The sequence below is a fragment of the Nocardioides plantarum genome, from assembly GCF_006346395.1.
Taxonomy (GTDB): domain Bacteria; phylum Actinomycetota; class Actinomycetes; order Propionibacteriales; family Nocardioidaceae; genus Nocardioides; species Nocardioides plantarum.
In genome coordinates, this window is sequence record NZ_VDMS01000005.1 from 226,473 (window position 1) to 248,022 (window position 21,550).

At 73.7% G+C, this 21,550-nt stretch carries 21 protein-coding genes; 17 read left to right on the plus strand and 4 right to left on the minus strand.

Features of this window, described 5'->3' with window-relative positions:
- Positions 1 to 39: 39 nt before the first annotated feature.
- The 7 genes from FJQ56_RS19690 (at position 40) to hemB (ending at position 7,985) form a co-directional block, all read left to right on the plus strand.
- A complete protein-coding gene (locus FJQ56_RS19690; protein ID WP_140011327.1) occupies positions 40 to 1,710 on the plus strand; it encodes an AMP-binding protein in 1,671 nt (556 codons plus the stop codon).
- 2 nt (positions 1,711 to 1,712) lie between these two features.
- The gene (locus tag FJQ56_RS19695; RefSeq protein WP_246084268.1) at positions 1,713 to 1,982 is read left to right on the plus strand and encodes a glutaredoxin family protein; all 270 of its coding nucleotides are present in this window, start codon (positions 1,713 to 1,715) and stop codon (positions 1,980 to 1,982) included.
- A 142-nt stretch (positions 1,983 to 2,124) separates the two neighbouring features.
- Entirely contained in the window at positions 2,125 to 2,784 is a 660-nt protein-coding gene (locus FJQ56_RS19700; protein WP_140011329.1) for a redox-sensing transcriptional repressor Rex, read from the plus strand.
- Positions 2,781 to 4,154 carry a glutamyl-tRNA reductase gene (locus FJQ56_RS19705; RefSeq protein WP_140011331.1) on the plus strand — a complete coding sequence of 458 codons (1,374 nt, stop codon included), beginning with the start codon at positions 2,781 to 2,783 and terminating at the stop codon, positions 4,152 to 4,154. Before FJQ56_RS19700 ends, FJQ56_RS19705 begins: the two co-directional genes overlap by 4 nt.
- Entirely contained in the window at positions 4,151 to 5,125 is a 975-nt protein-coding gene (gene hemC, locus FJQ56_RS19710; RefSeq protein WP_140011333.1) for a hydroxymethylbilane synthase, read from the plus strand. Before FJQ56_RS19705 ends, hemC begins: the two co-directional genes overlap by 4 nt.
- On the plus strand, positions 5,122 to 6,858 hold the full coding sequence (locus tag FJQ56_RS19715) for a bifunctional uroporphyrinogen-III C-methyltransferase/uroporphyrinogen-III synthase (protein WP_140011335.1): 1,737 nt from the start codon (positions 5,122 to 5,124) through the stop codon (positions 6,856 to 6,858). The genes hemC and FJQ56_RS19715 overlap by 4 nt, the downstream gene beginning before the upstream one ends.
- A 146-nt stretch (positions 6,859 to 7,004) precedes the next feature.
- Positions 7,005 to 7,985, plus strand: a complete 981-nt coding sequence (gene hemB / locus FJQ56_RS19720) for a porphobilinogen synthase (RefSeq protein WP_140011337.1) — start codon at positions 7,005 to 7,007, stop codon at positions 7,983 to 7,985.
- Between the two features lie 249 nt (positions 7,986 to 8,234).
- Here the strand turns inward: hemB and FJQ56_RS19725 are convergent, their stop codons facing one another.
- On the minus strand, positions 8,235 to 9,476 hold the full coding sequence (locus FJQ56_RS19725; RefSeq protein ID WP_140011339.1) for a lytic transglycosylase domain-containing protein: 1,242 nt from the start codon (positions 9,474 to 9,476) through the stop codon (positions 8,235 to 8,237).
- A 254-nt stretch (positions 9,477 to 9,730) separates the two neighbouring features.
- Between FJQ56_RS19725 and hemL the strand changes: the two genes are divergently transcribed.
- Genes hemL through ccsB form a run of 6 tightly spaced genes read left to right on the plus strand, consistent with a single transcriptional unit; the run spans position 9,731 to position 15,850 of the window.
- Positions 9,731 to 11,059, plus strand: coding sequence for a glutamate-1-semialdehyde 2,1-aminomutase (gene hemL, locus FJQ56_RS19730; RefSeq protein ID WP_140011340.1), 1,329 nt, complete (start codon positions 9,731 to 9,733; stop codon positions 11,057 to 11,059).
- The gene (locus tag FJQ56_RS19735) at positions 11,059 to 11,739 is read left to right on the plus strand and encodes a histidine phosphatase family protein (RefSeq protein WP_140011342.1); all 681 of its coding nucleotides are present in this window, start codon (positions 11,059 to 11,061) and stop codon (positions 11,737 to 11,739) included. Before hemL ends, FJQ56_RS19735 begins: the two co-directional genes overlap by 1 nt.
- Complete coding sequence (locus tag FJQ56_RS19740) at positions 11,739 to 12,335, plus strand: TlpA family protein disulfide reductase (protein WP_140011344.1); 597 nt, start codon at positions 11,739 to 11,741, stop codon at positions 12,333 to 12,335. Before FJQ56_RS19735 ends, FJQ56_RS19740 begins: the two co-directional genes overlap by 1 nt.
- The gene (locus FJQ56_RS19745; protein WP_140011346.1) at positions 12,328 to 13,089 is read left to right on the plus strand and encodes a cytochrome c biogenesis CcdA family protein; all 762 of its coding nucleotides are present in this window, start codon (positions 12,328 to 12,330) and stop codon (positions 13,087 to 13,089) included. Before FJQ56_RS19740 ends, FJQ56_RS19745 begins: the two co-directional genes overlap by 8 nt.
- Positions 13,086 to 14,855, plus strand: coding sequence for a cytochrome c biogenesis protein ResB (gene resB / locus FJQ56_RS19750; RefSeq protein ID WP_246084269.1), 1,770 nt, complete (start codon positions 13,086 to 13,088; stop codon positions 14,853 to 14,855). Before FJQ56_RS19745 ends, resB begins: the two co-directional genes overlap by 4 nt.
- A complete protein-coding gene (gene ccsB, locus FJQ56_RS19755; RefSeq protein WP_140011348.1) occupies positions 14,852 to 15,850 on the plus strand; it encodes a c-type cytochrome biogenesis protein CcsB in 999 nt (332 codons plus the stop codon). Before resB ends, ccsB begins: the two co-directional genes overlap by 4 nt.
- 160 nt (positions 15,851 to 16,010) lie before the next feature.
- Here the strand turns inward: ccsB and FJQ56_RS19760 are convergent, their stop codons facing one another.
- On the minus strand, positions 16,011 to 16,214 hold the full coding sequence (locus FJQ56_RS19760) for a hypothetical protein (protein ID WP_211351269.1): 204 nt from the start codon (positions 16,212 to 16,214) through the stop codon (positions 16,011 to 16,013).
- Between the two features lie 74 nt (positions 16,215 to 16,288).
- On the opposite strand from FJQ56_RS19760, the gene FJQ56_RS19765 reads away from it, so the two are divergent.
- Positions 16,289 to 16,558 (plus strand): DUF4229 domain-containing protein, encoded by a 270-nt coding sequence (locus FJQ56_RS19765; protein WP_140011350.1) that lies wholly within the window; start codon positions 16,289 to 16,291, stop codon positions 16,556 to 16,558.
- A 25-nt stretch (positions 16,559 to 16,583) separates the two neighbouring features.
- On the opposite strand, the gene FJQ56_RS22285 is transcribed toward FJQ56_RS19765, so the two are convergent.
- Positions 16,584 to 16,724: a hypothetical protein gene (locus tag FJQ56_RS22285; protein ID WP_170215482.1), complete on the minus strand. Its 141-nt coding sequence runs from the start codon at positions 16,722 to 16,724 to the stop codon at positions 16,584 to 16,586.
- A gap of 34 nt (positions 16,725 to 16,758) precedes the next feature.
- Positions 16,759 to 17,640 carry a 1,4-dihydroxy-2-naphthoate polyprenyltransferase gene (locus tag FJQ56_RS19770; protein ID WP_140011352.1) on the minus strand — a complete coding sequence of 294 codons (882 nt, stop codon included), beginning with the start codon at positions 17,638 to 17,640 and terminating at the stop codon, positions 16,759 to 16,761.
- 418 nt (positions 17,641 to 18,058) lie between these two features.
- Between FJQ56_RS19770 and FJQ56_RS19775 the strand changes: the two genes are divergently transcribed.
- Genes FJQ56_RS19775 through menD form a run of 3 tightly spaced genes read left to right on the plus strand, consistent with a single transcriptional unit; the run spans position 18,059 to position 21,542 of the window.
- A complete protein-coding gene (locus FJQ56_RS19775; RefSeq protein ID WP_140011354.1) occupies positions 18,059 to 19,033 on the plus strand; it encodes an AMP-binding enzyme in 975 nt (324 codons plus the stop codon).
- Positions 19,030 to 19,959 (plus strand): o-succinylbenzoate synthase, encoded by a 930-nt coding sequence (locus FJQ56_RS19780; protein ID WP_140011356.1) that lies wholly within the window; start codon positions 19,030 to 19,032, stop codon positions 19,957 to 19,959. Before FJQ56_RS19775 ends, FJQ56_RS19780 begins: the two co-directional genes overlap by 4 nt.
- Positions 19,956 to 21,542 (plus strand): 2-succinyl-5-enolpyruvyl-6-hydroxy-3-cyclohexene-1-carboxylic-acid synthase, encoded by a 1,587-nt coding sequence (gene menD, locus FJQ56_RS19785; protein ID WP_140011358.1) that lies wholly within the window; start codon positions 19,956 to 19,958, stop codon positions 21,540 to 21,542. Before FJQ56_RS19780 ends, menD begins: the two co-directional genes overlap by 4 nt.
- Positions 21,543 to 21,550 lie beyond the last annotated feature (8 nt).

Consider the following 21,550-nt stretch of genomic DNA (forward strand, 5'->3'; position numbering starts at 1 on the left):
GCCGTCCGCGACCACCCGGACGGCGCCTAGACTGCCCCAATGCCCGCCGCGAACCCGACCGCCGACGTGGCCGGCCCGGCCGTCCTGGTGTCCGAGGCGGCCCGGGAGAGCCCCGACAAGCTGGCGCTGGTCGAGTCCGGCGGACGCAGCCTGACCTGGGCCGAACTCGACGACGAGGTCGGTCGGGTCGCCACCGGCCTGGTGGCCGCCGGGATCGTGGCCGGCTACCGCGTCGTCGTCATCACCGGCAACCGGCTCGAGTTCGTCACGACCTACCTCGGCGTCCTGCGGGCCCAGGCGGTCGCCGTACCCCTCAACCCCGGGTCGAGCGCCCGTGAGGTGGCCCGCGTGATCGCCGACTGCGGCGCGCGGATGGTCGTCGCCGACGGCGACACCGTCACCACGGTGCGGGCGGCCGCGACCCTGATCGACGACGCGCTCGCCGGCGGCGACTCGACGCTGGCCCACGACGTGCCGGCCGAGGTCCTCGCGCGGATGGTCAAGCCGCGGGTCGTCGTGGTCGGCACGACCCTGCAACCCGGTGAGCGCTCCTACGACCACCTGCGCGCCGACACCGCGCGCCCGTTGCCGCCGCTGCGCGATGGCGAGCGCATCGCCGCGCTGCTCTACACCAGCGGTACGACGGGACTGCCGCGTGGCGCGATGCTCAGCCACCGGGCGCTCGCGGCCAACATCGAGCAGGTCGCCGCCGTCGACCCGCCGATGATCCACGGCGACGACGTCGTGCTCGGGGTGCTGCCGCTCTTCCACGTCTACGGCCTCAACGCCGTGCTCGGCACCGTGCTGCGCAGCCGGGCCAAGCTGGTGCTCGCCGACCGGTTCGACCCCCAGGGCACCCTCGACCTCATCGACGACGAGGCCTGCAGCGTGGTGCCGGTCGCCCCCGCCGTCTTCGCGCACTGGCGCGAGGTCGACCTCGCCGGCCGCCTCGGCCCGGTGCGCCTGGTCCTGTCGGGCTCGGCGCCGGTCTCGGCCGAGGTCGTCGAGGAGTTCGTCGAGCGCACCGGCGTCCCGGTCCACCAGGGCTACGGCCTGACCGAGGCCGCGCCCGTCGTCACCAGCACGCTCTGCTCGCCGGCGGCCCCCGCCGGCTCGGTCGGGGCCCCGCTGGGCGGCATCGACCTGCGCCTGGTCGACGAGACCGGCGTCGCGGTGCCCCGCGACTCCGGCGACCCCGGCGAGATCCAGATCCGGGGTGCCAACCTGTTCAGCGGCTACTGGCCCGACGGGGCCGACGGCCCCGATGCCGACGGCTGGTGGTCGACCGGCGACGTCGCCTTCATCGTGGGGGAGGGCGGCGACGCCCACGACCGGGCTCGCGGCGACGTGTTCCTGGTCGACCGGGTCAAGGAGCTCGTGATCGTCTCGGGGTTCAACGTCTACCCCGTCGAGGTCGAGCGGGTGGTCGCCGAGGTCGCAGGCGTCGCCGACGTCGCCGTCATCGGGGTGCCCGACGATGCCACCGGCGAGGCCGTCGTGGCCTACGTCGTCGCCGACGCGGCGGGCGCCGCCGACCCGCAGGCCCTCGAGGCCGGCGTACGCACGGCGTGCGAGCTCGGCCTGGCCCGGTTCAAGGTGCCGAGCCGGGTCGAGGTCGTCGAGCACCTGCCGCACGGGGTCACCGGCAAGGTGCAGAAGGGCCGGCTGCGGGGTCTCGAGCGGCGCCGTGCGCTGGGACTGCTCGAGTAGCCGTGCGCCTGCGACGTCGCCGTGACCCGGAGCCGACCCTGCCCCGGGTCACGCTCTACTCACGCCTCGGCTGCCACCTGTGCGAGGCGGCCGAGGAGGTCGTCGCCCGGGTCTGCGCCGACCTGGGGGAGCAGTACTCCGTGGTGCTCGTCGACGACGACCCCGAGCTGCAGCGTCGCTTCACCGACGAGGTCCCGGTGACCTTCGTCGACGGCCGGCAGCACGACTTCTGGCGCGTCGACGAGACCCGGCTGCGGGCCGCGCTGGGCTGAGCCCCGCGCCCTACCACGCCCGGGCCACCCTCTCGGAGGGGGGTGGGGAAGACCACTCCCGGTCGATTTGTTCTCGCGTTCACAAACTCCTACTGTGATCGAGCCGTGGCCCTCCTCCAGGGGCCGGCTAGGAAGCAGAGCAGTGACTGCACGCAGTTCGAGCGAGAGCTCCCGGGACATCCCGGAGGCGACCGTCGCCCGCCTGCCCGTCTACCTCCGGGCACTCAACACGCTCGCCGACGACGGCATCCGCACCTGCTCCAGCGAGGAGCTCGCGCTGGCGGCCGGCGTCAACTCCGCCAAGCTCCGCAAGGACCTGTCCTACCTCGGCAGCTACGGCACCCGCGGCGTCGGGTACGACGTCGACTACCTCCGCTACCAGATCGCCCGCGAGATCGGCGTCACCCAGGACTGGCCCGTCGTCATCGTCGGCATCGGCAACCTGGGTCACGCCCTGGCCAACTACTCCGGCTTCCGCAGCCGGGGGTTCCGGGTCGTCGCGCTCCTCGACGCCGACGAGAGCCGCCACGGCGAGGTCGTCGCGGGCGTCGACGTACGCCCCTTCGGCGACCTCGAGGAGATCGTCGAGACCCACGGGGTCGCCATCGGCGTCATCGCCGCCCCGGCCGGGGCCGCGCAGGACGTCGCCGACCGGATGGTCTCCTGCGGCATCACCAGCATCCTCAACTTCGCCCCCGCCGTGATCGTGGTGCCCGACGGGGTCGACGTACGCAAGGTCGACCTGTCGATCGAGCTGCAGATCCTGGCCTACCACGAGCAGCGGAAGGCCAACTCAGCATGAGCGTGCTCGTCGTCGGCATCTCCCACAACAGCGCCCCCGTCTCCGTCCTCGAGCGGGTCGCGCTCGACCCCGAGGGCGTCCACAAGCTGCTCACCGACGCCCTGTCGTGCGAGCACGTCAACGAGGTCGCGGTCGTCGCGACCTGCAACCGCGTCGAGGTCTACGCCGAGGTCGAGCGGTTCCACGGCAGCATCGAGACCCTGTCGCGACTGCTCGTCGACCGCGCCGGACAGAGCGCCGACGCGCTCGTGCCCCACCTCTACGTCCACTACGACGACGGCGCGGTCGCCCACCTCTTCCAGGTCGCCTCCGGGCTCGACTCGATGGCCGTCGGCGAGGGGCAGATCCTGGGCCAGACCCGCGAGGCCCTCCGTGTCGGTCAGGAGGTCGGCAGCGTCGGGCCCGCCCTCAACTCGCTGTTCCAGCAGGCGCTGCGCGTCGGCAAGCGGTCGCGCGCCGAGACGGGCATCGACCGCGTCGCCCCGACGCTGGTCAGTGCCGCCCTCGAGCGCTCCGACGCGGCGGCCGGTGACACCGGCACCGTGCGCGGCGGCCGTGTCGTCGTCGTGGGGGCCGGCTCGATGGCCGGCCTCGCGACCGCGACGGTCACCCGGCTCGGTGCCGCCCACGTCAGCGTCGTCAACCGCACCCCCGACCGGGCCCGCCGGCTCGCCGCCGAGTACGCCGCCCACCCCGTCGCCCTGGTCGACCTGCCCGGCGAGCTCGCCCACGCCGACGTCGTCATCACCTGCACCGGTGCCACCGGCGTGCTGGTCACCCGCGACATGCTCGCCGCGGCCCGCGCCGGACTCGCCGACCCCGCCCGCCCGCTGTCGGTCATCGACCTCGCGCTGCCCCACGACGTCGAGCCGAGCGTCGCCGAGCTGCCGGGCGTCACGCTGATCGGGTTGCGCGAGCTCTCCGAGGCCCTGGCCGTCAGCGACGTCGCCGGCGAGGTGAGCGACGTACGCCGCATCGTCGGCGAGGAGGTCTCGGCCTTCCTGACCGCCCGCCGCCAGGCCAGCGTCACCCCCACCGTGGTCGCGCTGCGCTCGATGGCGACCTCGGTCGTCGACGCCGAGATGGCCCGCCTCGAGTCGCGCCTGCCGCGGCTCGACGACGCCGCGCGCGCCGAGATCCGCCACACCGTGCGCCGGGTCGCCGACAAGCTGCTCCACGAGCCGACCGTCCGCGTCAAGGAGCTCGCCAACGAGCAGGGCGCCGTGTCCTACGAGCGGGCCCTGGCCGAGCTGTTCGCGCTCGACCCCGAGGCCGTCGACGCCGTCACCCGACCCGACGTCACGGGCGCCCCGCGACCGTCGTCGGCTCCCCTGCTCGGCTCCTCGGCCGTCAGCGAGGACCGGCCGTGAGCGCCCCCGTTCGCGTCGGCACCCGTCGCAGCCTGCTGGCCACGACCCAGGCCGGCCAGGTCGCCGACCTGATCCGCACCCGGCTGGGTCGTGAGACCGAGCTCGTAGAGATCACCACCGACGGCGACCGCAGCCAGGCCGCCGGCACCCCGATCACCGACGTCCCGGCGTCCAACACCGGCGTCTTCGTCGGCGCGCTGCGCGACGCACTGCTCGACGGGCGGGTCGACGTCGCCGTCCACTCGCTCAAGGACCTCCCGACCGCGCCCGCCGCCGGCATCACGCTGGCCGCGGTGCCCGAGCGCGAGGACCCCCGCGACGTCGTCGTCGCGCGCGACGGCCTCACCCTCGGCGAGCTGCCGGTCGGCAGCCGGGTCGGCACCGGCTCGCCCCGCCGCGCCGCCCAGCTGCACGCGCTCGGTCTCGGCCTCGAGATCGTCGGCGTGCGCGGCAACGTCGACTCCCGCGTCCGGATGGTCCACGACGGCACGGTCGACGCGGTGATCCTGGCCCGCGCCGGGCTGGCCCGCATCGACCGCCTCGCCGAGGTGACCGAGGTGCTCGACCCGCTGCAGATGCTGCCCGCGCCCGGACAGGGCGCGCTCGGGGTCGAGTGCCGCAGCGACGACGCGCTGGCCACCGAGCTGGCCGGCCTCGACGATCCCCGCTCCCGCGCCGCCGTCCAGGCCGAGCGGGCGGTGCTGGCCACCCTCGAGGGCGGCTGCTCCGCCCCGATCGGGGCCCTGGCCGACGTCGTCGAGGGCGACGACGGAGACGAGCTGTGGGTGAGGGCCGTGGCGCTCTCACTCGACGGGGCACTCTCGGTGCGGATGTCCGCATCGGGTGCCACGGCCGACGCCATCGGCGTCGGGAACCGGCTGGCGAGCGACATGCTCGCCGACGGTGCAGGACAGCTGGACCCACCAGCTGCGGACCCAGCCACAGACGAACCACCAGAGGTGCAGCCATGACGCGAGCCAAGACCACCCCGACCGGCACCCACGCCGCCACCGCCACGACCGCCGCCGACCGGATCGCCCGTGCCTGGGTGTCGTTCGTCGGCAGCGGACCGGGCGACCCCGACCTGCTGACGGTCCGTGCCGTCGACCTGCTGCGTCAGGCCGACGTCGTGGTCACCGAGCTACCCGAGCACGCCACCCTCGTGCGCACCCTCCTCGGCCTGCCGACGCCCGTCGAGGTCGAGGCGAGCGACGACGAGACCGTCGAGATCGTCGAGGCGGCCCCGCAGCCCGGACCCGAGCTCGTCGACGGCGGCTTCGGCGAGGACGGCCAGCCGCTGACGCACGCCGCCCGCGCCAAGGTCGTCATCAAGCAGGCCAAGCGCGGCCTGCGCGTCGTCCGCCTGCTCTCCGGCGACCCGTTCCTCTACGCCTCGGGGCCCGAGGAGGCGCAGGCCTGCGCCAAGGCCGGCATCGGCTTCGAGATCGTGCCCGGCGTCTCGTCGGTCGGCGCGGTCCCGGCGTACGCCGGCATCCCGCTGACCACCAAGGACCACCGCGAGGTCGCCGTCGTGACCTGCGGCGACAACGCCGCCACCCGCGTCGACTGGAGCCAGTACGCCGACGGCCGCACCCTGGTGCTGCTCTCGGCCGTCGGCCAGATCGGTGAGATCGCCAAGGCGCTCGTCACCGCCGGCCGCTCCGGCGAGACGCCCGTCGCGATGACCCGCGTCGGCACCACCACCGAGCAGCAGACGGTCACCTCGACCCTCGACCACATCGCCGCCGACGCCCGGGCCGCCCGGATGACCCCGCCCGCGATCGTCGTCGTCGGCGAGGTCGTCGACCTGCGTCAGTCGCTGTCGTGGTTCGAGACCAAGCCGCTCTTCGGCTGGCGCGTGCTGGTGCCCCGCACCAAGGACCAGGCGGCGTCGCTGTCGCTCGGCCTGCGCGGCCACGGTGCCGTGCCCGAGGAGGTGCCGACCATCTCGGTCGAGCCGCCGCGCAACCCGCTGCAGATGGACAAGGCCGTCCGCGGCCTCGTCGAGGGCCGCTACGAGTGGATCGCGTTCACCTCGGTCAACGCGGTCAAGGCCGTGCGCGAGAAGTTCGAGGAGTACGGCCTCGACGCCCGCGCCTTCTCCGGGCTCAAGATCGCCGCCGTCGGCGACAAGACCGCCGCCGCCATCGCCGCCTGGGGCCTGCGGGCCGACCTGGTGCCGTCGGGTGAGCAGTCCGCCGCCGGCCTGCTCGAGGACTGGCCCGAGTACGACGAGGTCCTCGACCCCATCAACCGGGTCTTCCTGCCGCGCGCCGACATCGCCACCGAGACCCTCGTCGCCGGCCTGGTCGACCTCGGCTGGGAGTGCGACGACGTCACCGCCTACCGCACCGTGCGGGCCACCCCGCCGCCGGCGCCGGTGCGCGACGCGATCAAGTCGGGCCGCTTCGACGCGGTCGTCTTCACCTCGTCCTCGACCGTGCGCAACCTCGTCGGCATCGCCGGCAAGCCGCACCCCTCGACGATCATCGCCGTGATCGGGCCGGCCACCGCCAAGACCGCGGAGGAGCACGGCCTGCGCGTCGACGTCCTCGCCTCGGCGCCCGACATCGACGTGCTCGTCGACGCCCTGGCCGACTTCGGTGCCACCCGCCGCGCCTCGCTGGTCGAGGCGGGCGAGCCGGTCACCAAGCCGTCGGACCGCAAGCCGCCGGCCCGCCGATCCTCGCGGGCGAAGGCCTGAGCCGTCCGGTCGCGCACTTACTGACTGTCGTGACCACTGGCTGACGGCTGTAGCCGTCAGGTAGTGAGCACGACAGTCAGTAAGTGCGGGGTGTAATAAGTGCGGGGTGCTCCGACACGGTCGCAGCGAAGGAGGACGATGAGGGCATGAACGACATCACCCCACCCGTCGTCCGTCCGCGCCGGCTGCGGACGACGCCCGCCCTGCGCCGGATGGTCTCCGAGACCTCGTTGGAGGCCCGCCAGCTCGTGTGGCCGGTGTTCGTCGGCGAGGGCCTCACCGAGCCGCGGCCGATCTCGTCGATGCCGGGCGTCGTCCAGCACACGCGCGACACCCTGCGGCGCGCCGCCGCCGAGGCGGCCGGGCTAGGGCTGGGCGGGATCATGATCTACGGCATCCCCGAGCACAAGGACGCCGTCGGCTCGGGCGCGGTCGACCCCGACGGCATCCTCAACCGCGCGATCGCCGACGTGGTCGCCGAGGTCGGCGACGCGCTGCCCGTCATGGGCGACCTGTGCCTCGACGAGTTCACCGACCACGGTCACTGCGGCGTGCTGAGTGCCGACGGCCGGGTCGACAACGACGCCACCCTCGCGGTGTACGCCGAGATGGCGCGCGCCATGGCCGCCGCCGGGGTCGACCTGGTCGGCCCGAGCGGCATGATGGACGGCCAGGTACGGGTCGTCCGCGAGGCCCTCGACGGGGCCGGGCACACCGACGTGGCGGTGCTGGCCTACTCCGCGAAGTACGCCTCCGCCTTCTACGGGCCGTTCCGCGAGGCCGTCGACTCCTCGCTCGTCGGCGACCGCCGGACCTACCAGCAGGACTCCGGCAACGCCCGTGAGGGCGTCCGGGAAGCGCTGCTCGACGTCGCCGAGGGCGCGGACATCGTCATGGTCAAGCCGGCCCTGGCCTACCTCGACGTGCTGCGCCGGGTGCGTGACGCGGTCGACGTCCCCGTGGCGGCGTACAACATCTCGGGGGAGTACGCCATGGTCGAGGCCGCCGCCGCCCGCGGCTGGATCGACCGCGACGCCGCCATCCTCGAGACGCTGCTCTCGATCCGCCGCGCCGGTGCCGACGTCGTGCTGACCTACTGGGCGGCCGAGGTCGCCCCCCGGCTCTAGGCCGGCCGCTACGTCCCACGTCGGTCGAGGTGCGAGGCACGCCAGCGCCGAGCCTCGAGACCTGCCCCCACGCCGGTCGAGGTGTGAGGCGCGCTAGCGCCGAGCCTCGAGACCGCCGCAGGGTTCTGCAGTCTCCAGCCGCGTCTTGTCGTCGGGCGGTGAGCTGGCGACCTTCTTGGGTCGACGTTCGGTCGCCAGGTCACCGCCCGGCGTTGGCGGCGGTGACCGGCGTACGACGTGACCAGGGGGTCAGCCCTTGGTCATGTAGTCCTTGACGCACTTGTCGAACGGGTCGTCGTTGCGCAGCGGGTTGTCGATCTTGCCGTCGAGGGTGCACTGGAGGATCGCCTGGGCGCGGGTGAGGACCTCGTCGACCGGGTCGATGCCGGTCGGCGGGAGGGTGGGCACGTCGATGGACGGGAGGGGGAGCGACGGGACGCTGGTCGGGGTGTTCGTCGGGCCCTCGCTGGGCTCGTTGGTCGGCTGGTCGTCGGGGTCGTCGGTCGGGTCGTTCGACGGGGGCTGGGTGCCGCCGCCACCGCCGCCCGAGGAGGAGCCGGTGCCGCCGCCCGAGCTGGTGCTGCCACCGCCGTTGTTGCCGCTGCCGCCAGGGGTCTTGGGCGGGATGTAGGTGGGGTCGGGCTCGAGGTAGCCGGCGGCCCGGGTGTCGTTGGGCACGGAGGTGAAGTCGCCGTCGAGGTAGGCGTCCATGATCGACAGGACGAGGTCGACGTAGGCCTTCGAGTGGTTGTAGCGGAAGACCGAGGCGCGCTGGCCCGGCAGCGTGGCGAGGTCGTCGGTGCCGGAGCAGAGGTAGACGGCGGTGGCCAGGGCGGCATCGTCGATGTCCTGGGGGTTGCGTACGCCGTCGTTGTCGGCGTCGACGCCCACGACCGACCAGGTCGAGGGGATGAACTGCATCGGCCCGACCGCGCGGTCGTAGGCCTTGTCCTTGTCGTACTGCCCGGCGTCGGTGTCGCGGATGAGCGAGGTCTTGGCCTTGCCGTTGAGGGCGGGACCATAGATGCCGGGCTTGGCGACGCCGCTCGCATTGAGCGCGTTGCCGTCGTAGCGGCCGTGGTCGGACTCGACGCGACCGATGGCGGCGACCAGCTGCCACTTCAGGTGGCAGGAGGCGTCGGCGGCGTTGATGACGGTCTCGGCGCGCTGGTAGGCGGCCAGGGCCGCGGAGGGGATGCCGTTGGTGGAGGACGTCGCCACGATCTGCTTGGCGTCGCCGCGGACCCCCGGTCCACCGACGGACCCGGTGAGGTCGTCGCTGCTGGAGACCGAGGCCGGGGCCTCGATGGCCTGGGTCGGCACGCTCGTGCCGTCGGGCAGGGTGGCGCCGTCGGTCCGGTCCGCGGCGGCCGACACTCCGGGCAGGGGGGAGGCGGTGTTGGTCAGGCTGGCGGTCCACGCCGCCGAGAGCAGCGCCAGGGGCACGATGGCCACGGCCCTCTGGACCCGGCTGAATCGCGAGGTGGACATGTCTACTCCTGAGTGCTGCTCGGCGGACTTCGGACCCCATGGCGCCCTGCGAACCCAACGAATGATGTCACTGGTGGTTACGGTCGTCACACGTCGATGTGACCGGGCCCACTGCTACCCGCGGTCGTGCGAAGTCAAACCCCCGCACCGGCGGGCCCGCCTCACCTGTGCGTGGGTAGCCGGACCAGGTGCCGGGCCCACCGGGGTGAGCACCCAGGTCGTCGGTTCGACCAGGTCTCGGCGACAATGAGGGAGTGACCGTCCGCCCCTCCGACCAGCCCGCCTCGCAGGCCCTGTTCGAGCGAGCCCGGTCGGTGATCCCCGGTGGGGTGTCCTCGCCCGTCCGCGCGTTCAACGCCGTCGGCGGCACACCTCGCTTCATCCGCTCCGCCTCCGGGGCGTGGCTCACCGACGCCGACGGCAACGAGCTGGTCGACCTGGTCGGCTCCTGGGGCCCGATGCTCCTGGGTCACGCCCACCCCGAGGTCCAGGCCGCCGTGCAGGCCGCGGTCGCCCGCGGCACGTCGTACGGCGCCCCCACCGAGCCCGAGCTGGCCCTGGGCGAGGAGATCGTGGCGCGTACGCCGGTCGAGCGGGTCCGGTTCGTCTCCTCGGGCACCGAGGCGACCATGTCGGCGCTGCGCCTGGCCCGTGGGTTCACCGGCCGCGAGGTCGTCGTGAAGTTCGCCGGGTGCTACCACGGCCACGTCGACGCGCTGCTCGCCTCGGCGGGCTCGGGCCTGGCCACGTTCGCGGTGCCCGGCACCCCCGGCGTCCCCGCCAGCTCGACGGCGCTGACCCTCGTCCTGCCCTACAACGACCGGGCCGCGGTCACCGCCGCCTTCGCCGAGCACGGCGACCGCATCGCCTGCCTGTTCACCGAGGCCGCCCCCGGCAACATGGGCGTGGTGCCGCCCGAGCCGGGCTTCAACGCCTTCCTGGCCGAGACCTGCCGGGCCCACGGCGCGCTCTTCGTGAGCGACGAGGTGATGACCGGCTTCCGGGCCAGCCGCCAGGGCTACTGGGGCATCGACGGCGCCGTCGAGGGCTGGGTGCCCGACCTGATGACCTTCGGCAAGGTGATGGGCGGGGGCTTCCCGGCCGCGGCGTTCGGCGGTCGCGCCGACGTGATGTCGATGCTTGCGCCCGAGGGGCCCGTCTACCAAGCGGGCACGCTCTCCGGCAACCCGGTCGCCACCACCGCCGGCCTGGCCACGCTGCAACGGGCGACCGACGAGGTCTACGCCCACCTCGACGCCGTCGGCACCACGCTCAAGGACGCCGTCACCACCGCGCTGACCGCCGCCGGGGTGACCCACACGATCCAGTCCGCCGGCACGATGTTCTCGGTGTTCCTGTGCGACGGGCCGGTCCGCGACTTCGCGGCGGCCTCGCGCACCGACTCGGCCGCCTACGCCGCCTTCTTCCACGCGATGCTCGACGCGGGCGTCTACCTCCCGCCGTCGGCGTACGAGGCGTGGTTCGTCTCCGCGGCACACGACGACCGTGCGGTCCAGGTGATCCTCGACGCCCTCCCGGGCGCGGCGACCGCCGCCGCCCGAGCCCAGACGCAGGAGCCGTGATGAGCACCCCCGACACGATCGTCCACCTGGTCCGCCACGGTGAGGTGCACAACCCCGAGGGCGTCCTCTACGGCCGCCGCCCGGGGTTCCACCTGTCCGCGCTTGGCACGACGATGGCCGAGCGGGTCGCCGAGACGCTCCGCGACCGCGACATCGTGCACCTGGTGTCCTCGCCGCTCGAGCGCGCCCAGGAGACGGCCGCGCCGCTGGCGAGGGCCCGCGGCCTCGAGCCGGTCCTGGACCCCCGCGTCATCGAGTCCTGGAGCAAGTTCGAGGGTCTCGGCTTCGGGTCCGGCTCCAACGGCCTCAAGAACCCCGCTCAGTGGCGCCACCTGTGGAACCCCTTCCGGCCCTCGTGGGGCGAGCCCTACGTCGAGATCGTCCAGCGGATGACCGCGGCCGTGGCCGAGGCCCGCGAGCGCGCCGAGGGCCACGAGGCGGTGATCGTCTCCCACCAGCTGCCCGTGTGGATCACCCGCGCCCACGTCGAGAAGCGCTCCTACCTCCACGACCCGCGCCACCGCCAGTGCACGCTGTGCTCGGTGACCTCGCTGCACTTCGTCGGTGACAAGGTCACCCAGGTCGCCTACAGCGAGCCGGCCGGTGACCTGATCCCGGTCGGCGACAAGAACGCGCCGTTCTCGGCCGGCGGTGCGCCGGAGGAGAAGAAGCCCACGTGATGACCCGCCGTCTCGTCCTGCTCGCGCTGCTCGGCCCGTTCCTGCTGGCCGGGTGCAGCGGCCTGAAGGGGACCGACGACGACGTCATCACGGGCGACGGCAGGGTCGTGCAGATCGACCCCTCCGACCGCGAGGGGGCGGTCGAGATCTCGGGCTCGACGCTCGAGGGCGACCCGATCGACCTGGCCGACTTCCGTGGTCAGGTCGTCGTGCTCAACGTGTGGGGCTCGTGGTGTGCCCCCTGCATCACCGAGGCGCCCCGGTTGCAGGAGGCCTCGGAGAACATCGACGCCGAGTTCGTCGGGCTCAGCTTCAAGGAGACCGACCTCGAGAACGGGCGCATCTTCGAGCGCACCCACGGCATCACCTACCCGACCATCGCCGACGAGGGCGACAAGATCCTGGCGCTCGGACGCTACGCACCGACCGCGCCGCCGACGACCTACGTGCTCGACCGCAAGGGTCGCGTCGCCGCCCTGGTGACCGGCGAGGTCAAGAGCATCGCCACGCTCGAGGACCTCGTCGACGAGGTCGGGGCCGAGGACCCTCCCCCCGCGAGCTCCCCGAGCCCTGCGAACGTGCCCACCGATGGGTGACTTCTTCGGGCAGCAGGCCGCCAGCGGGTCGCTGGCCCTGGCCCTGCCGCTGGCCGCCGTCGCGGGACTGGTGTCGTTCTTCAGCCCCTGCGTGATCCCGCTGCTCCCGGGCTACCTCTCCTACGCCACCGGACTGACCGGCGCCGACCTCGCCGCCGGTGAGGCCTCGCGCCGCCGCGGACGGATGCTGCTCGGCTCGGTGCTGTTCGTGCTCGGCTTCACGGTGGTCTTCGTGCTCATCGGTACCACGGTCGGCGGCATCGGCCCCTCGGTGCGCGGCTGGAGCGACCAGATCACCTTCGTGATGGGGTTCGTGCTGATCCTGCTCGGTCTCGTCTTCGCGGGCGTCGTGCCGTGGCTGCAGCGCGACTGGCGCATCCACAAGATCCCGGCGGTCGGCCTCGGCGCCGCCCCGCTGATCGGCGCGCTCTTCGCCCTGGGCTGGGCGCCCTGCATCGGCCCGACCTACAGCGTCATCATCGGCCTCACCTACACCGACGCGACGGCTGCGCGCGGGGCCGTGCTGTCGGGCGCCTACGCGCTCGGGCTCGGCGTGCCGTTCATCGTGGCCGGCCTGTTCTACGCCCGCTCCCTGCGGGCCCTGTCGTTCGTACGCCGCCACCAGCAGGTCGTGATGCGCGTCGGCGGCGCGATGCTCGTCGTCGTCGGGCTGCTGCTGGTCACCGGCTACTGGGACTACGTGGTGCAGTGGGTGCAGGTGCGCCTCGTCGGCGGGTTCACGGTGGCGGTGTGACCGACCTCGACCAGCGCCCGGCGACCGAGCCCGGCGACCGCCGCGCCGGCGAGCTCAGCCCCCGCGAGCTCGCCCGCTGGGGCTGGCGCCAGCTGACGTCGATGCGCACCGCGCTGATCCTGCTGCTCGTGCTCGCCCTGGCCGCCGTGCCCGGGTCGGTGATCCCGCAGGAGGGCGTCGACGCCCTGAAGGTCACGCAGTGGAAGGTCGCCCACCCCGGCCTCACGCCCGTCTACGAGCGGCTGAGCCTGTTCTCGGTCTACGACTCGGCATGGTTCTCGGCGATCTACCTGCTGCTGATGATCTCGCTCGTGGGCTGCATCATCCCGCGCACCTTCGTCTACGTCCGCGCGATCCGGGCCAAGCCGCCCCTCGCCCCGCGCAACCTGTCCCGCCTGCCCGACCACACGTCGTACACGACCGACCTGAGCCCGGCCGAGGTGCTCGCCCGCGCCGAGCGCGTGCTCGGCTCGCGCCGCTACCGGCTGCGGCTGGGGCAGGACGACGCCGTCAGCGCCGAGAAGGGCTACCTGCGCGAGGTCGGCAACCTGCTGTTCCACCTGTCGGTCATCGTCGTGCTCGTCGGGTTCGCTGTGGGGTCCGTCCTCGGCTACCAGGGCGGCGTGATCGTGCTGGCCGGCGACCCGGGCCAGAACCTCAAGGGCGGCACGTTCGCCAACGTCGGCGGGGCCTACGACGACTTCAACCCCGGCAGCGGGTTCGGGGCCGACGACTTCGACCCCTTCTCGTTCACCGTCGACGACTTCGGCATCACCTGGCTGACCAAGGGCTCCGGCGCCGGCACCGCCCGCGAGTTCAAGGCGGGGCTGACCTATCGCGAGGGCATCGGCGGCGAGAAGAAGACCTACGACCTGCGGGTCAACCACCCGCTCAGCATCGGCGACACCGACGTCTTCCTGATCGGTCACGGCTACGCGCCGATCATCACCGTCAAGGACGGCGCCGGCAACGTCGCCTACCGCGGCCCCACGATCTTCCTCCCGCAGGACCCCTCGTTCCTGTCCTTCGGCGTGGTCAAGGCGCCGGGAGCCACGAAGGCCGACGGCGAGCCCGGCGAGATCGGCCTCGAGGGCCTGCTCTACCCGACCTTCGCCCTCGCCGACAGCGACAACCCCGACATCCCCAACCCCGTCACCGTCTTCCCCGCCCTGGGCAACCCGTTGATCTCGATGAACGTGTGGACCGGTGACCTCGGGCTCGACGACGGCGTCCCGCAGTCGGTCTACTCGCTCGACACCACCAAGGCGACCCCGGTCGAGAAGGCCGACGGCAAGCAGCTGCGCCTCGACATCGCCATCGGCGAGACCAAGACGCTCCCCGACGGCCTGGGGACGGTCAGCTTCGACGGCGTCCAGCCCTGGGTGCGCGTCCAGATCAGCCAGTCGCCCGGCAAGCGGGTCGCGCTCGCCGGGGTCGTGCTCGCGCTCATCGGCCTGTGCGGATCGCTGTTCCTGCGGCCGCGACGGGTGTGGGTGCGAGTGCGCCGGCTCCCCGGCGGCCCCGACGGCGGTCCCGACGGCGGTCCCGACGGCGGGCCCGACGACGGCCCCGACCACGGCAGGGGTGAGGACGGCTTCCCGGGGGGTGCCACCATGGTGGAGGTGGCGCTGCTCGACCGCTCGGGTGGAGCCGACCTGGCCGACGTCCTCGACGTGATCGTGGCCGAGCTCCAAGCCGATTCCCTGCACCGCACCCCCGAACGCCCCGAACGCCCAGGCCGTCCAGGCCCGAAGGAGTCCCGATGACCAACACCGGATGGGAGTCGCTCAGCAACCAGGCGATCGGCGCGGCCGGCGTCGTCTACTTCCTGGCCCTGCTCGTGTTCCTCGCCGAGTGGGCCGCCGTACGCCAGGTCGTGTCCGCGTCGGTGGCCGCCGAGGCCGACCGCTCCGGCGGTGTGGCCCTGGCCGTGCGCGAGGGTGACGACGACGCCGCCGAGGCGCGCGAGCGTCGTACGGCGTTCCTCGGCCGGCTCGGGCTGCTGCTGACCGGCATCGCCGTCGCGGCCCACTTCGTCGCCCTGCTGGGCCGGGGCATGGCCGCCAGCCCCAACCGGGTGCCGTGGGGCAACATGTACGAGTTCACCGTCTCGGGCACCTTCGTGGTGGCCGTGATCTGGCTGGTCCTCGTGCGCCGCTTCGCCCTGGCCTGGATGGCGCCGCTGGTGCTCGGCTTCGTCGTGTCGGTGCTGATGGTCGCGGTGATCTGGCTGCACTCCGCCGTCGCGCCGCTCACCGAGGCGCTCGACTCCTACTGGCTGGTGATCCACGTCGTCTCGGCGGTGATCGCGACCGGCGCCTTCACGATCGGCGGCCTGCTGTCGATCGTCTACCTCGTCAAGCTGCGCCGCGGCGGCGACGCGGCCGCCGCCCCGGGCTCCCGGGTGCCGTCCCTGGCGGTCCTGGACCGCACGGCCTACCGGGTGCACGCCTTCGCCTTCCCGGTGTGGACCTTCGCGGTCCTCATCACCGGCCCGATCTGGGCGCACGAGGCCTGGTCTCGCTACTGGAACTGGGACCCCAAGGAGGTCTGGGCGTTCATCACCTGGGTCGTCTACGCCGCCTACCTGCACGCCCGCGCCACGGCCGGCTGGAAGGGCCGCAACGCCGCCATCCTGGCCGTCGTCGGCATGGCGACCCTGTGGTTCAACTTCATCGGCATCAACTACTTCTCGACCAGCTCGCAGCACTCCTACGCCGCGGGCGAGTCGACCGTGCAGGTCGTCCGGCTCGACGAGTAGCGAGGGCGACGGGCGGGGCCGGTCGCCGGTCGAGCCGACGTGTCGCTCACCAGGTCTCGACGCCGGTTCGCGCCCGCGCGAGCGCGGTCGGCGACCCGGACGCTCGACCACCATCAGGACCGGACTGATGCAGTCCGTCCTCGTTCCTCGGACGGACAGATCAGTCCGGGTCCTCGGGGTTCAACCGCTTGCGGTCGAGGTCGCGCAGGAAGTCCTCGTCGTCGTCGGGGGCGATCGACGGCGGCGGCGTGGGGCGCTGGGGGCGCGCCGGGCGCTCGGGCATCATCCCGCGCTCCTGGAAGACGCGCACGAGGAGATAGATCGCCACTCCGAAGAGGACGAGCACGAACAGGAACCTCAGCACCCCTCCAATGTAGAGCCCACCTGGTCACGTCGTGGCCGTCTCGGGTCGCCGGGGGCGGCGGCTACCCTGTCCCGGTGAAGGACTTCGTCATCTACACCGCGCTGCGGCTCGGGTTGTTCCTGCTGACCTGGGGTGCCGTCACCGGTGCGTGGCTGCTGATCACCGACAGGGCCGCGCTGGGACTGACGTTCCTGATCGCCTTCGTGCTCAGCGGCATCGGCTCCTACTTCGTGCTCTCCGGGCCCCGCGAGCGGCTCGCGCGCCACGTCGAGGAGCGCGCCGGGCGCGCGACGGCGGCGTTCGAGGAGCGGCGTGCCCGCGAGGACGCCGACGACCAGTCCTGACTCGACCCGACCGGCCTGAACCGGCCTACGGTCGGTTCTTGCGGCGCTCGAGCTGGCGCTTGATCCGGCTCTCCGGCTGACCCAGCACCCTCGACAGGATCTGGACGCGGAACTGGTAGGCGGCGATCACGGCGCCGATGATCACGAGCAGCACGAGGAACTTCATGCCGTGACCGTACGCCGTGAGCCAGGCTGCCGGCTCAGGCCAGGACGAGCGCGCCGGCGACCAGCGCCGCCCAGGCCAGCTCGGCGATGCCGGTGGTCTGCAGCACCGGGATCAGCCCCGGCCCGGTCGCCCCGCCCTGCACGATGGCGACGCCGCGCCCGCCCAGCACCAGGAAGCCGAGGCCGACCAGCGCCCACCACGTGGTGAGCGCCGCGACCACGACGACCGCCACCGCGGCGGCGACGACGAGGGCGGCGTACAGCAGGCGCGTGCGCCGCTCGCCGAGGCGTACGGCGAGGGTCAGCTTGCCGGCCTCGCGGTCGGTGGGGATGTCGCGCAGGTTGTTGACCACGAGGATCGCGCAGGCCAGGGCACCGATCCCGACACCGGCGGCGAGGGCGGCCGACGACCACCGCTCGGTCTGCACGTAGGTGGTGCCGACGACCGCGACCAGGCCGAAGAACACGAAGACCATGACCTCGCCCAGGCCGAGGTAGCCGTAGGGCTTGGCGCCGCCGGTGTAGTACCACGCGGCCAGCACGCTGACGAGGCCGACGGCGAGCAGCCACCACGCCGTCGTGGCGGCCAGGGCGAGGCCGGCGACCCCGGCGACGCCGAAGGCCAGGAACGCGGCACGCTTGACCGCACCCGCCGGCGCGGCGCCCGAGCCGACCAGGCGCATCGGGCCGACCCGCACGTCGTCGGTGCCGCGGATGCCGTCGGAGTAGTCGTTGGCGTAGTTGACCGCGACCTGCAGCGCCAGGCTCACCACCAGGGCCAGCAGCGCCTTCCACCAGACCGCGTCGCCGGCCGTGCCGTCGTACGCCGCCACGCCGGTGCCGGCCAGGACCGGCGCCACCGCCGCCGGCAGGGTCCGCGGACGTGCTCCCTGGACCCACTGCGCTGCTGTCGCCACGAGGGGTGATTCAACCAGCCGCGTCGCCCCCCACGCGCGTCGAGCCGCGGGGACGGCGTCACCCCACGGTCGTCGAGCCGCGGGGACGGAGTCACCCCACGCTCGTCGAGCCGCGGGGACGGAGTCACCCCACGGTCGTCGAGCCGCGGGGGCGGAGTCACCCCACGGTCGTCGAGCCGCGGGGACGGAGTCACCCCACGGTCGTCGAGCCGCGGGGGCGGAGTCACCCCACGGTCGTCGAGCCGCGGGGACGGAGTCACCCCACGGTCGTCGAGCCGCGGGGACGGAGTCACCGCGAGTCGAGACGCCCGCAGCCGAGAGGTCGACTCGACCTGTCGGCCCCTGGATCTCGACGCGCCCGGCGGGCCAGCGCGCCCCGGACGGCTCGATCACCGTCGGCGGCCCGTAGCCTCGGGCCGTGGACCTGCACGCGTGGCTCGAGGCGCCGGGGGAGCCCGACCCGCTCGTGGTCGAGACGTCCGGGTCGTCGGGTGCGCCCAAGCGGGTGCGCCTCTCGCGGCGGGCGGTGCTGGCCTCGGTCGAGGCCACCGAGCGCCGGCTGGGCGGGACGGGGTTGTGGGTGCTCAAGCTGCCCCCGTCGTACGTCGCCGGCGTGCAGGTCGTGGCGCGCTCGCTGGTCGCGGGCCACGAGCCCTGGACCGGCGACGGCTGGCCGGCCGGCGACGGCTGGTTCACCAGCCTGGTGCCCACCCAGCTGCACCGCATGCTCGACTCGCCCGGCGACGTCGCCGCCCTGCGCCGGGCCCACACGGTGCTGCTCGGGGGCGGTCCGATCGACCCGGGGCTGCGCGCGCGGGCGGGCGAGGCCGGCGTCCGGGTCGTGGCGACCTACGGCATGGCCGAGACCGCGGGGGGCTGCGTCTACGACGGCGTGCCCCTCGACGGCGTGGCCGTCACGGTCGGGGTCGACGGACGCATCCGGATCGGCGGGCCGACGTTGTTCGACGGCTACGAGGGCGAGCCCGAGCTGACCGCGCAGAGCCTGGTCGACGGGTGGTTCCTCACCGCCGACGCGGGCCGGATCGACGACGACGGGCGGCTGCAGGTGCTGGGCCGCCTCGACGACGTGGTGGTCAGCGGGGGCGTCAACGTGCCCGGCCCGGCGGTCGCCGCACGGCTGCGCCAGCACCCGTTGGTCGCGGCGGCCGAGGTCGTCGGCGTACCGGACGAGGAGTGGGGCAACCGGCTGGTCGCCTTCGTGTCCCGACAGGCTCGACAGCCGGACGTCACCGAGGCCGAGCTCCGCGACTGGGTCGCCGCCGCCCACCCGCGGTCGTGGGCGCCGCGCCAGGTCGTCGTGGTCGACGAGATCCCGCTGCTGCCCAACGGCAAGCCCGACCTCGTCTCGCTGAGGGCGAGGGCCACCGGATGAGGGTGCTGGCGATCCCGATGCGCACGCGCTTCCGCGGCATCACCACCCGCGAGGTGGTCCTCGTCGAGGGCACCGCCGGGTGGGGGGAGTGGAGCCCCTTCGTCGAGTACGACGCCGCCGAGGCCGCACCCTGGCTGGCGTGCGCCCGTGAGGCCGCGGCCGGCGACTGGCCCGCCTCGCTGCGCGCGAGCGTCCCCGTCAACGTGACCGTCCCGGCGGTCGGGCCCGAGCAGGCGCACGCGATCGTGCTCGCCGGTGGCTGCCGGACCGCCAAGGTCAAGGTCGCCGAGCCCGGCCAGACGCTCGCCGAGGACCAGGCGCGGCTCGAGGCCGTGCGCGACGCGCTCGGCGCCGACGGTGCGATCCGTGTCGACGCCAACGGCGGCTGGTCGGTCGACGAGGCGGTGCGGGCGATCGCGCTGCTCGAGCGCGCCGCGGGCGGCCTGGAGTACGCCGAGCAGCCCGTCGCCTCCGTCGAGGACCTCGCCCTGGTCCGCCGCCGGGTCGGCGTACGGATCGCCGCCGACGAGTCGATCCGTCGCGCCGCCGACCCCTACCGGGTGCGCGACCTGGAGGCGGCCGACGTCGCCGTGCTCAAGGTGCAGCCGCTGGGCGGGGTGCGCGCGTGCCTGCGGATCGCCGAGGACATCGGCCTGCCGGTGGTCGTCTCCAGCGCCCTCGAGACGTCGGTCGGCATCGCCGCCGGCCTCGCCCTGGCCGCGGCCCTGCCCGCGCTGCCCTACGCCTGCGGCCTGGCGACCGTGCAGCTGCTCACCGACGACGTCGCGGTCGCCCCGCTGCTGCCGGTCGACGGGGCGCTGCCGGTCGGCGCGCCCGTCGTCGACCCGGCCGCGCTCGACCGGCTGGCGGCGGCCCCCGACCGGGTGGCGTGGTGGCAACGTCGACTGGAGGAGGTGGGGCGATGAGTGCGACCGAGCTCGCGCGCGACGTGCTGCAACAGCTGATCGACGCCGGCGTCACCGACGTCGTCGTGGCGCCAGGCAGCCGCAACGCGCCGCTGTCCTTCGCGGCCTATGACGCAGCGCAGGCGGGCGTGCTCGTCCTGCACACCCGCACCGACGAGCGGTCCGCCGGCTTCCTGGCCGTCGGGCTGGCCCGCAGCCACCGGCGTACGGCGGTGATCTGCACCTCCGGCACCGCCGTCGCCAACCTGCACCCCGCCGCCCTCGAGGCCGCGCACTGCGCCCTGCCGGTCGCGTTCGTGACCGCCGACCGTCCGGGCCGGCTGCGCGGCACCGACGCCAACCAGACCACCGACCAGGTCGGGATCTTCGGGTCGTTGTTGCCGACCCACGACCTCTCGCGGCCCACCCCGCTCGACCTCGGTGACGACCTCGACCGACCGGTGCACCTCAACGTGCAGCTCGACGACCCGCTGCTGCCGACCGACACCTGGCGGCCGGAGGCGTCCTCGGGGTGGTCGATGTCGTGGCCCGACGAGGCCCTCGTCGTGCTGCCGCTCGGGCCCCGCACCGTCGTGGTCGCCGGCGACGACGCCGGCCCCGCCGCCCGCCGGCTCGCCGAGGGCGCCGGGTGGCCGCTGCTGGCCGAGCCGTCGTCGGGCGCGCGCACCGGCGACCACGCGTTGCGCTGCTACCGCCTGCTCCTCGACGGCGACCTCGGCGCGCGCATCCAGCGGGTCGTCGTGCTCGGCCGCCCGACCCTGTCGCGGCCGGTCAGCCGGCTCCTGGCGCGTGCCGACGTCGAGGTCTGCTCGGTGCCGGCGCGCGGCGCGTGGAACCAGCGGTCCTACCCCGTCGCCCACGAGGCGCCCGGCTACACCGCGGAGCGCGACGACCCCGCGTGGCTCGAGGAGTGGCGCGCTGCCGACCGCTCCGTCTCGCGACAGCTCGACGCGCTGCTCGCCGCCGAGCCCGCGCTGACGCCGTACGACGTCGCGGGCGCGGTCTCACGGGCCATCGCCCCCGGCATGCAGCTGGTCGTGGGTGCCTCGAGCCCGGTGCGCGACCTCGACCTGATGGCGCGGCCCACGCCGGTCGGAGAACGACGCAAGGTCGTCGCCAACCGCGGCCTGGCCGGCATCGACGGCACGGTCTCGACCGCGATCGGGGCCGCGCTCGGGCGGGTCGCGGGGGGACACGAGGGCGCGACCGTCGCGCTGATGGGCGACGTGACGTTCCTCCACGACAGCAACGGGCTGGTCCTGGGGCCCCGCGAGGCCCGGCCCGACCTGATGATCGTGGTCGTCAACGACGACGGCGGGTCGATCTTCTCGATGCTCGAGCAGGGCGCCCCCGAGCACGCCGACCGCTTCGAGACCCTGTTCGGCACCCCGCACGGGGTCGACCTCGCCGCGCTGTGCGCCGCGACCCGCACGCCCCACCTGGCGGTCGACTCGCTGCCCCAGCTCGAGCAGGCCCTGGCCGCCCCCAACGGCGGTATCGAGGTCGTCGAGGCCCGGGTCCGCCGTGACGACCGCCGCGCGCTCGACGCCCGGATCCGGACCCTGCGACCCGACCCGTCCTGACCCGCCTA

What these genes read in the sequence shown, in the direction of transcription:
- FJQ56_RS19690 (WP_140011327.1), top strand. Translation starts at nt 40, where the DNA reads ATGCCCGCCGCGAACCCGACCGCCGACGTGGCCGGCCCGGCCGTCCTG.
- menD (WP_140011358.1), top strand. Translation starts at nt 19,956, where the DNA reads ATGAGTGCGACCGAGCTCGCGCGCGACGTGCTGCAACAGCTGATCGAC.
- FJQ56_RS19725 (WP_140011339.1), bottom strand. Translation starts at nt 9,476, where the DNA reads ATGTCCACCTCGCGATTCAGCCGGGTCCAGAGGGCCGTGGCCATCGTG.
- FJQ56_RS19740 (WP_140011344.1), top strand. Translation starts at nt 11,739, where the DNA reads ATGACCCGCCGTCTCGTCCTGCTCGCGCTGCTCGGCCCGTTCCTGCTG.
- FJQ56_RS19745 (WP_140011346.1), top strand. Translation starts at nt 12,328, where the DNA reads ATGGGTGACTTCTTCGGGCAGCAGGCCGCCAGCGGGTCGCTGGCCCTG.
- FJQ56_RS19735 (WP_140011342.1), top strand. Translation starts at nt 11,059, where the DNA reads ATGAGCACCCCCGACACGATCGTCCACCTGGTCCGCCACGGTGAGGTG.
- FJQ56_RS19705 (WP_140011331.1), top strand. Translation starts at nt 2,781, where the DNA reads ATGAGCGTGCTCGTCGTCGGCATCTCCCACAACAGCGCCCCCGTCTCC.
- hemB (WP_140011337.1), top strand. Translation starts at nt 7,005, where the DNA reads ATGAACGACATCACCCCACCCGTCGTCCGTCCGCGCCGGCTGCGGACG.
- FJQ56_RS19715 (WP_140011335.1), top strand. Translation starts at nt 5,122, where the DNA reads ATGACGCGAGCCAAGACCACCCCGACCGGCACCCACGCCGCCACCGCC.
- ccsB (WP_140011348.1), top strand. Translation starts at nt 14,852, where the DNA reads ATGACCAACACCGGATGGGAGTCGCTCAGCAACCAGGCGATCGGCGCG.
- FJQ56_RS19780 (WP_140011356.1), top strand. Translation starts at nt 19,030, where the DNA reads ATGAGGGTGCTGGCGATCCCGATGCGCACGCGCTTCCGCGGCATCACC.
- FJQ56_RS22285 (WP_170215482.1), bottom strand. Translation starts at nt 16,724, where the DNA reads ATGAAGTTCCTCGTGCTGCTCGTGATCATCGGCGCCGTGATCGCCGCC.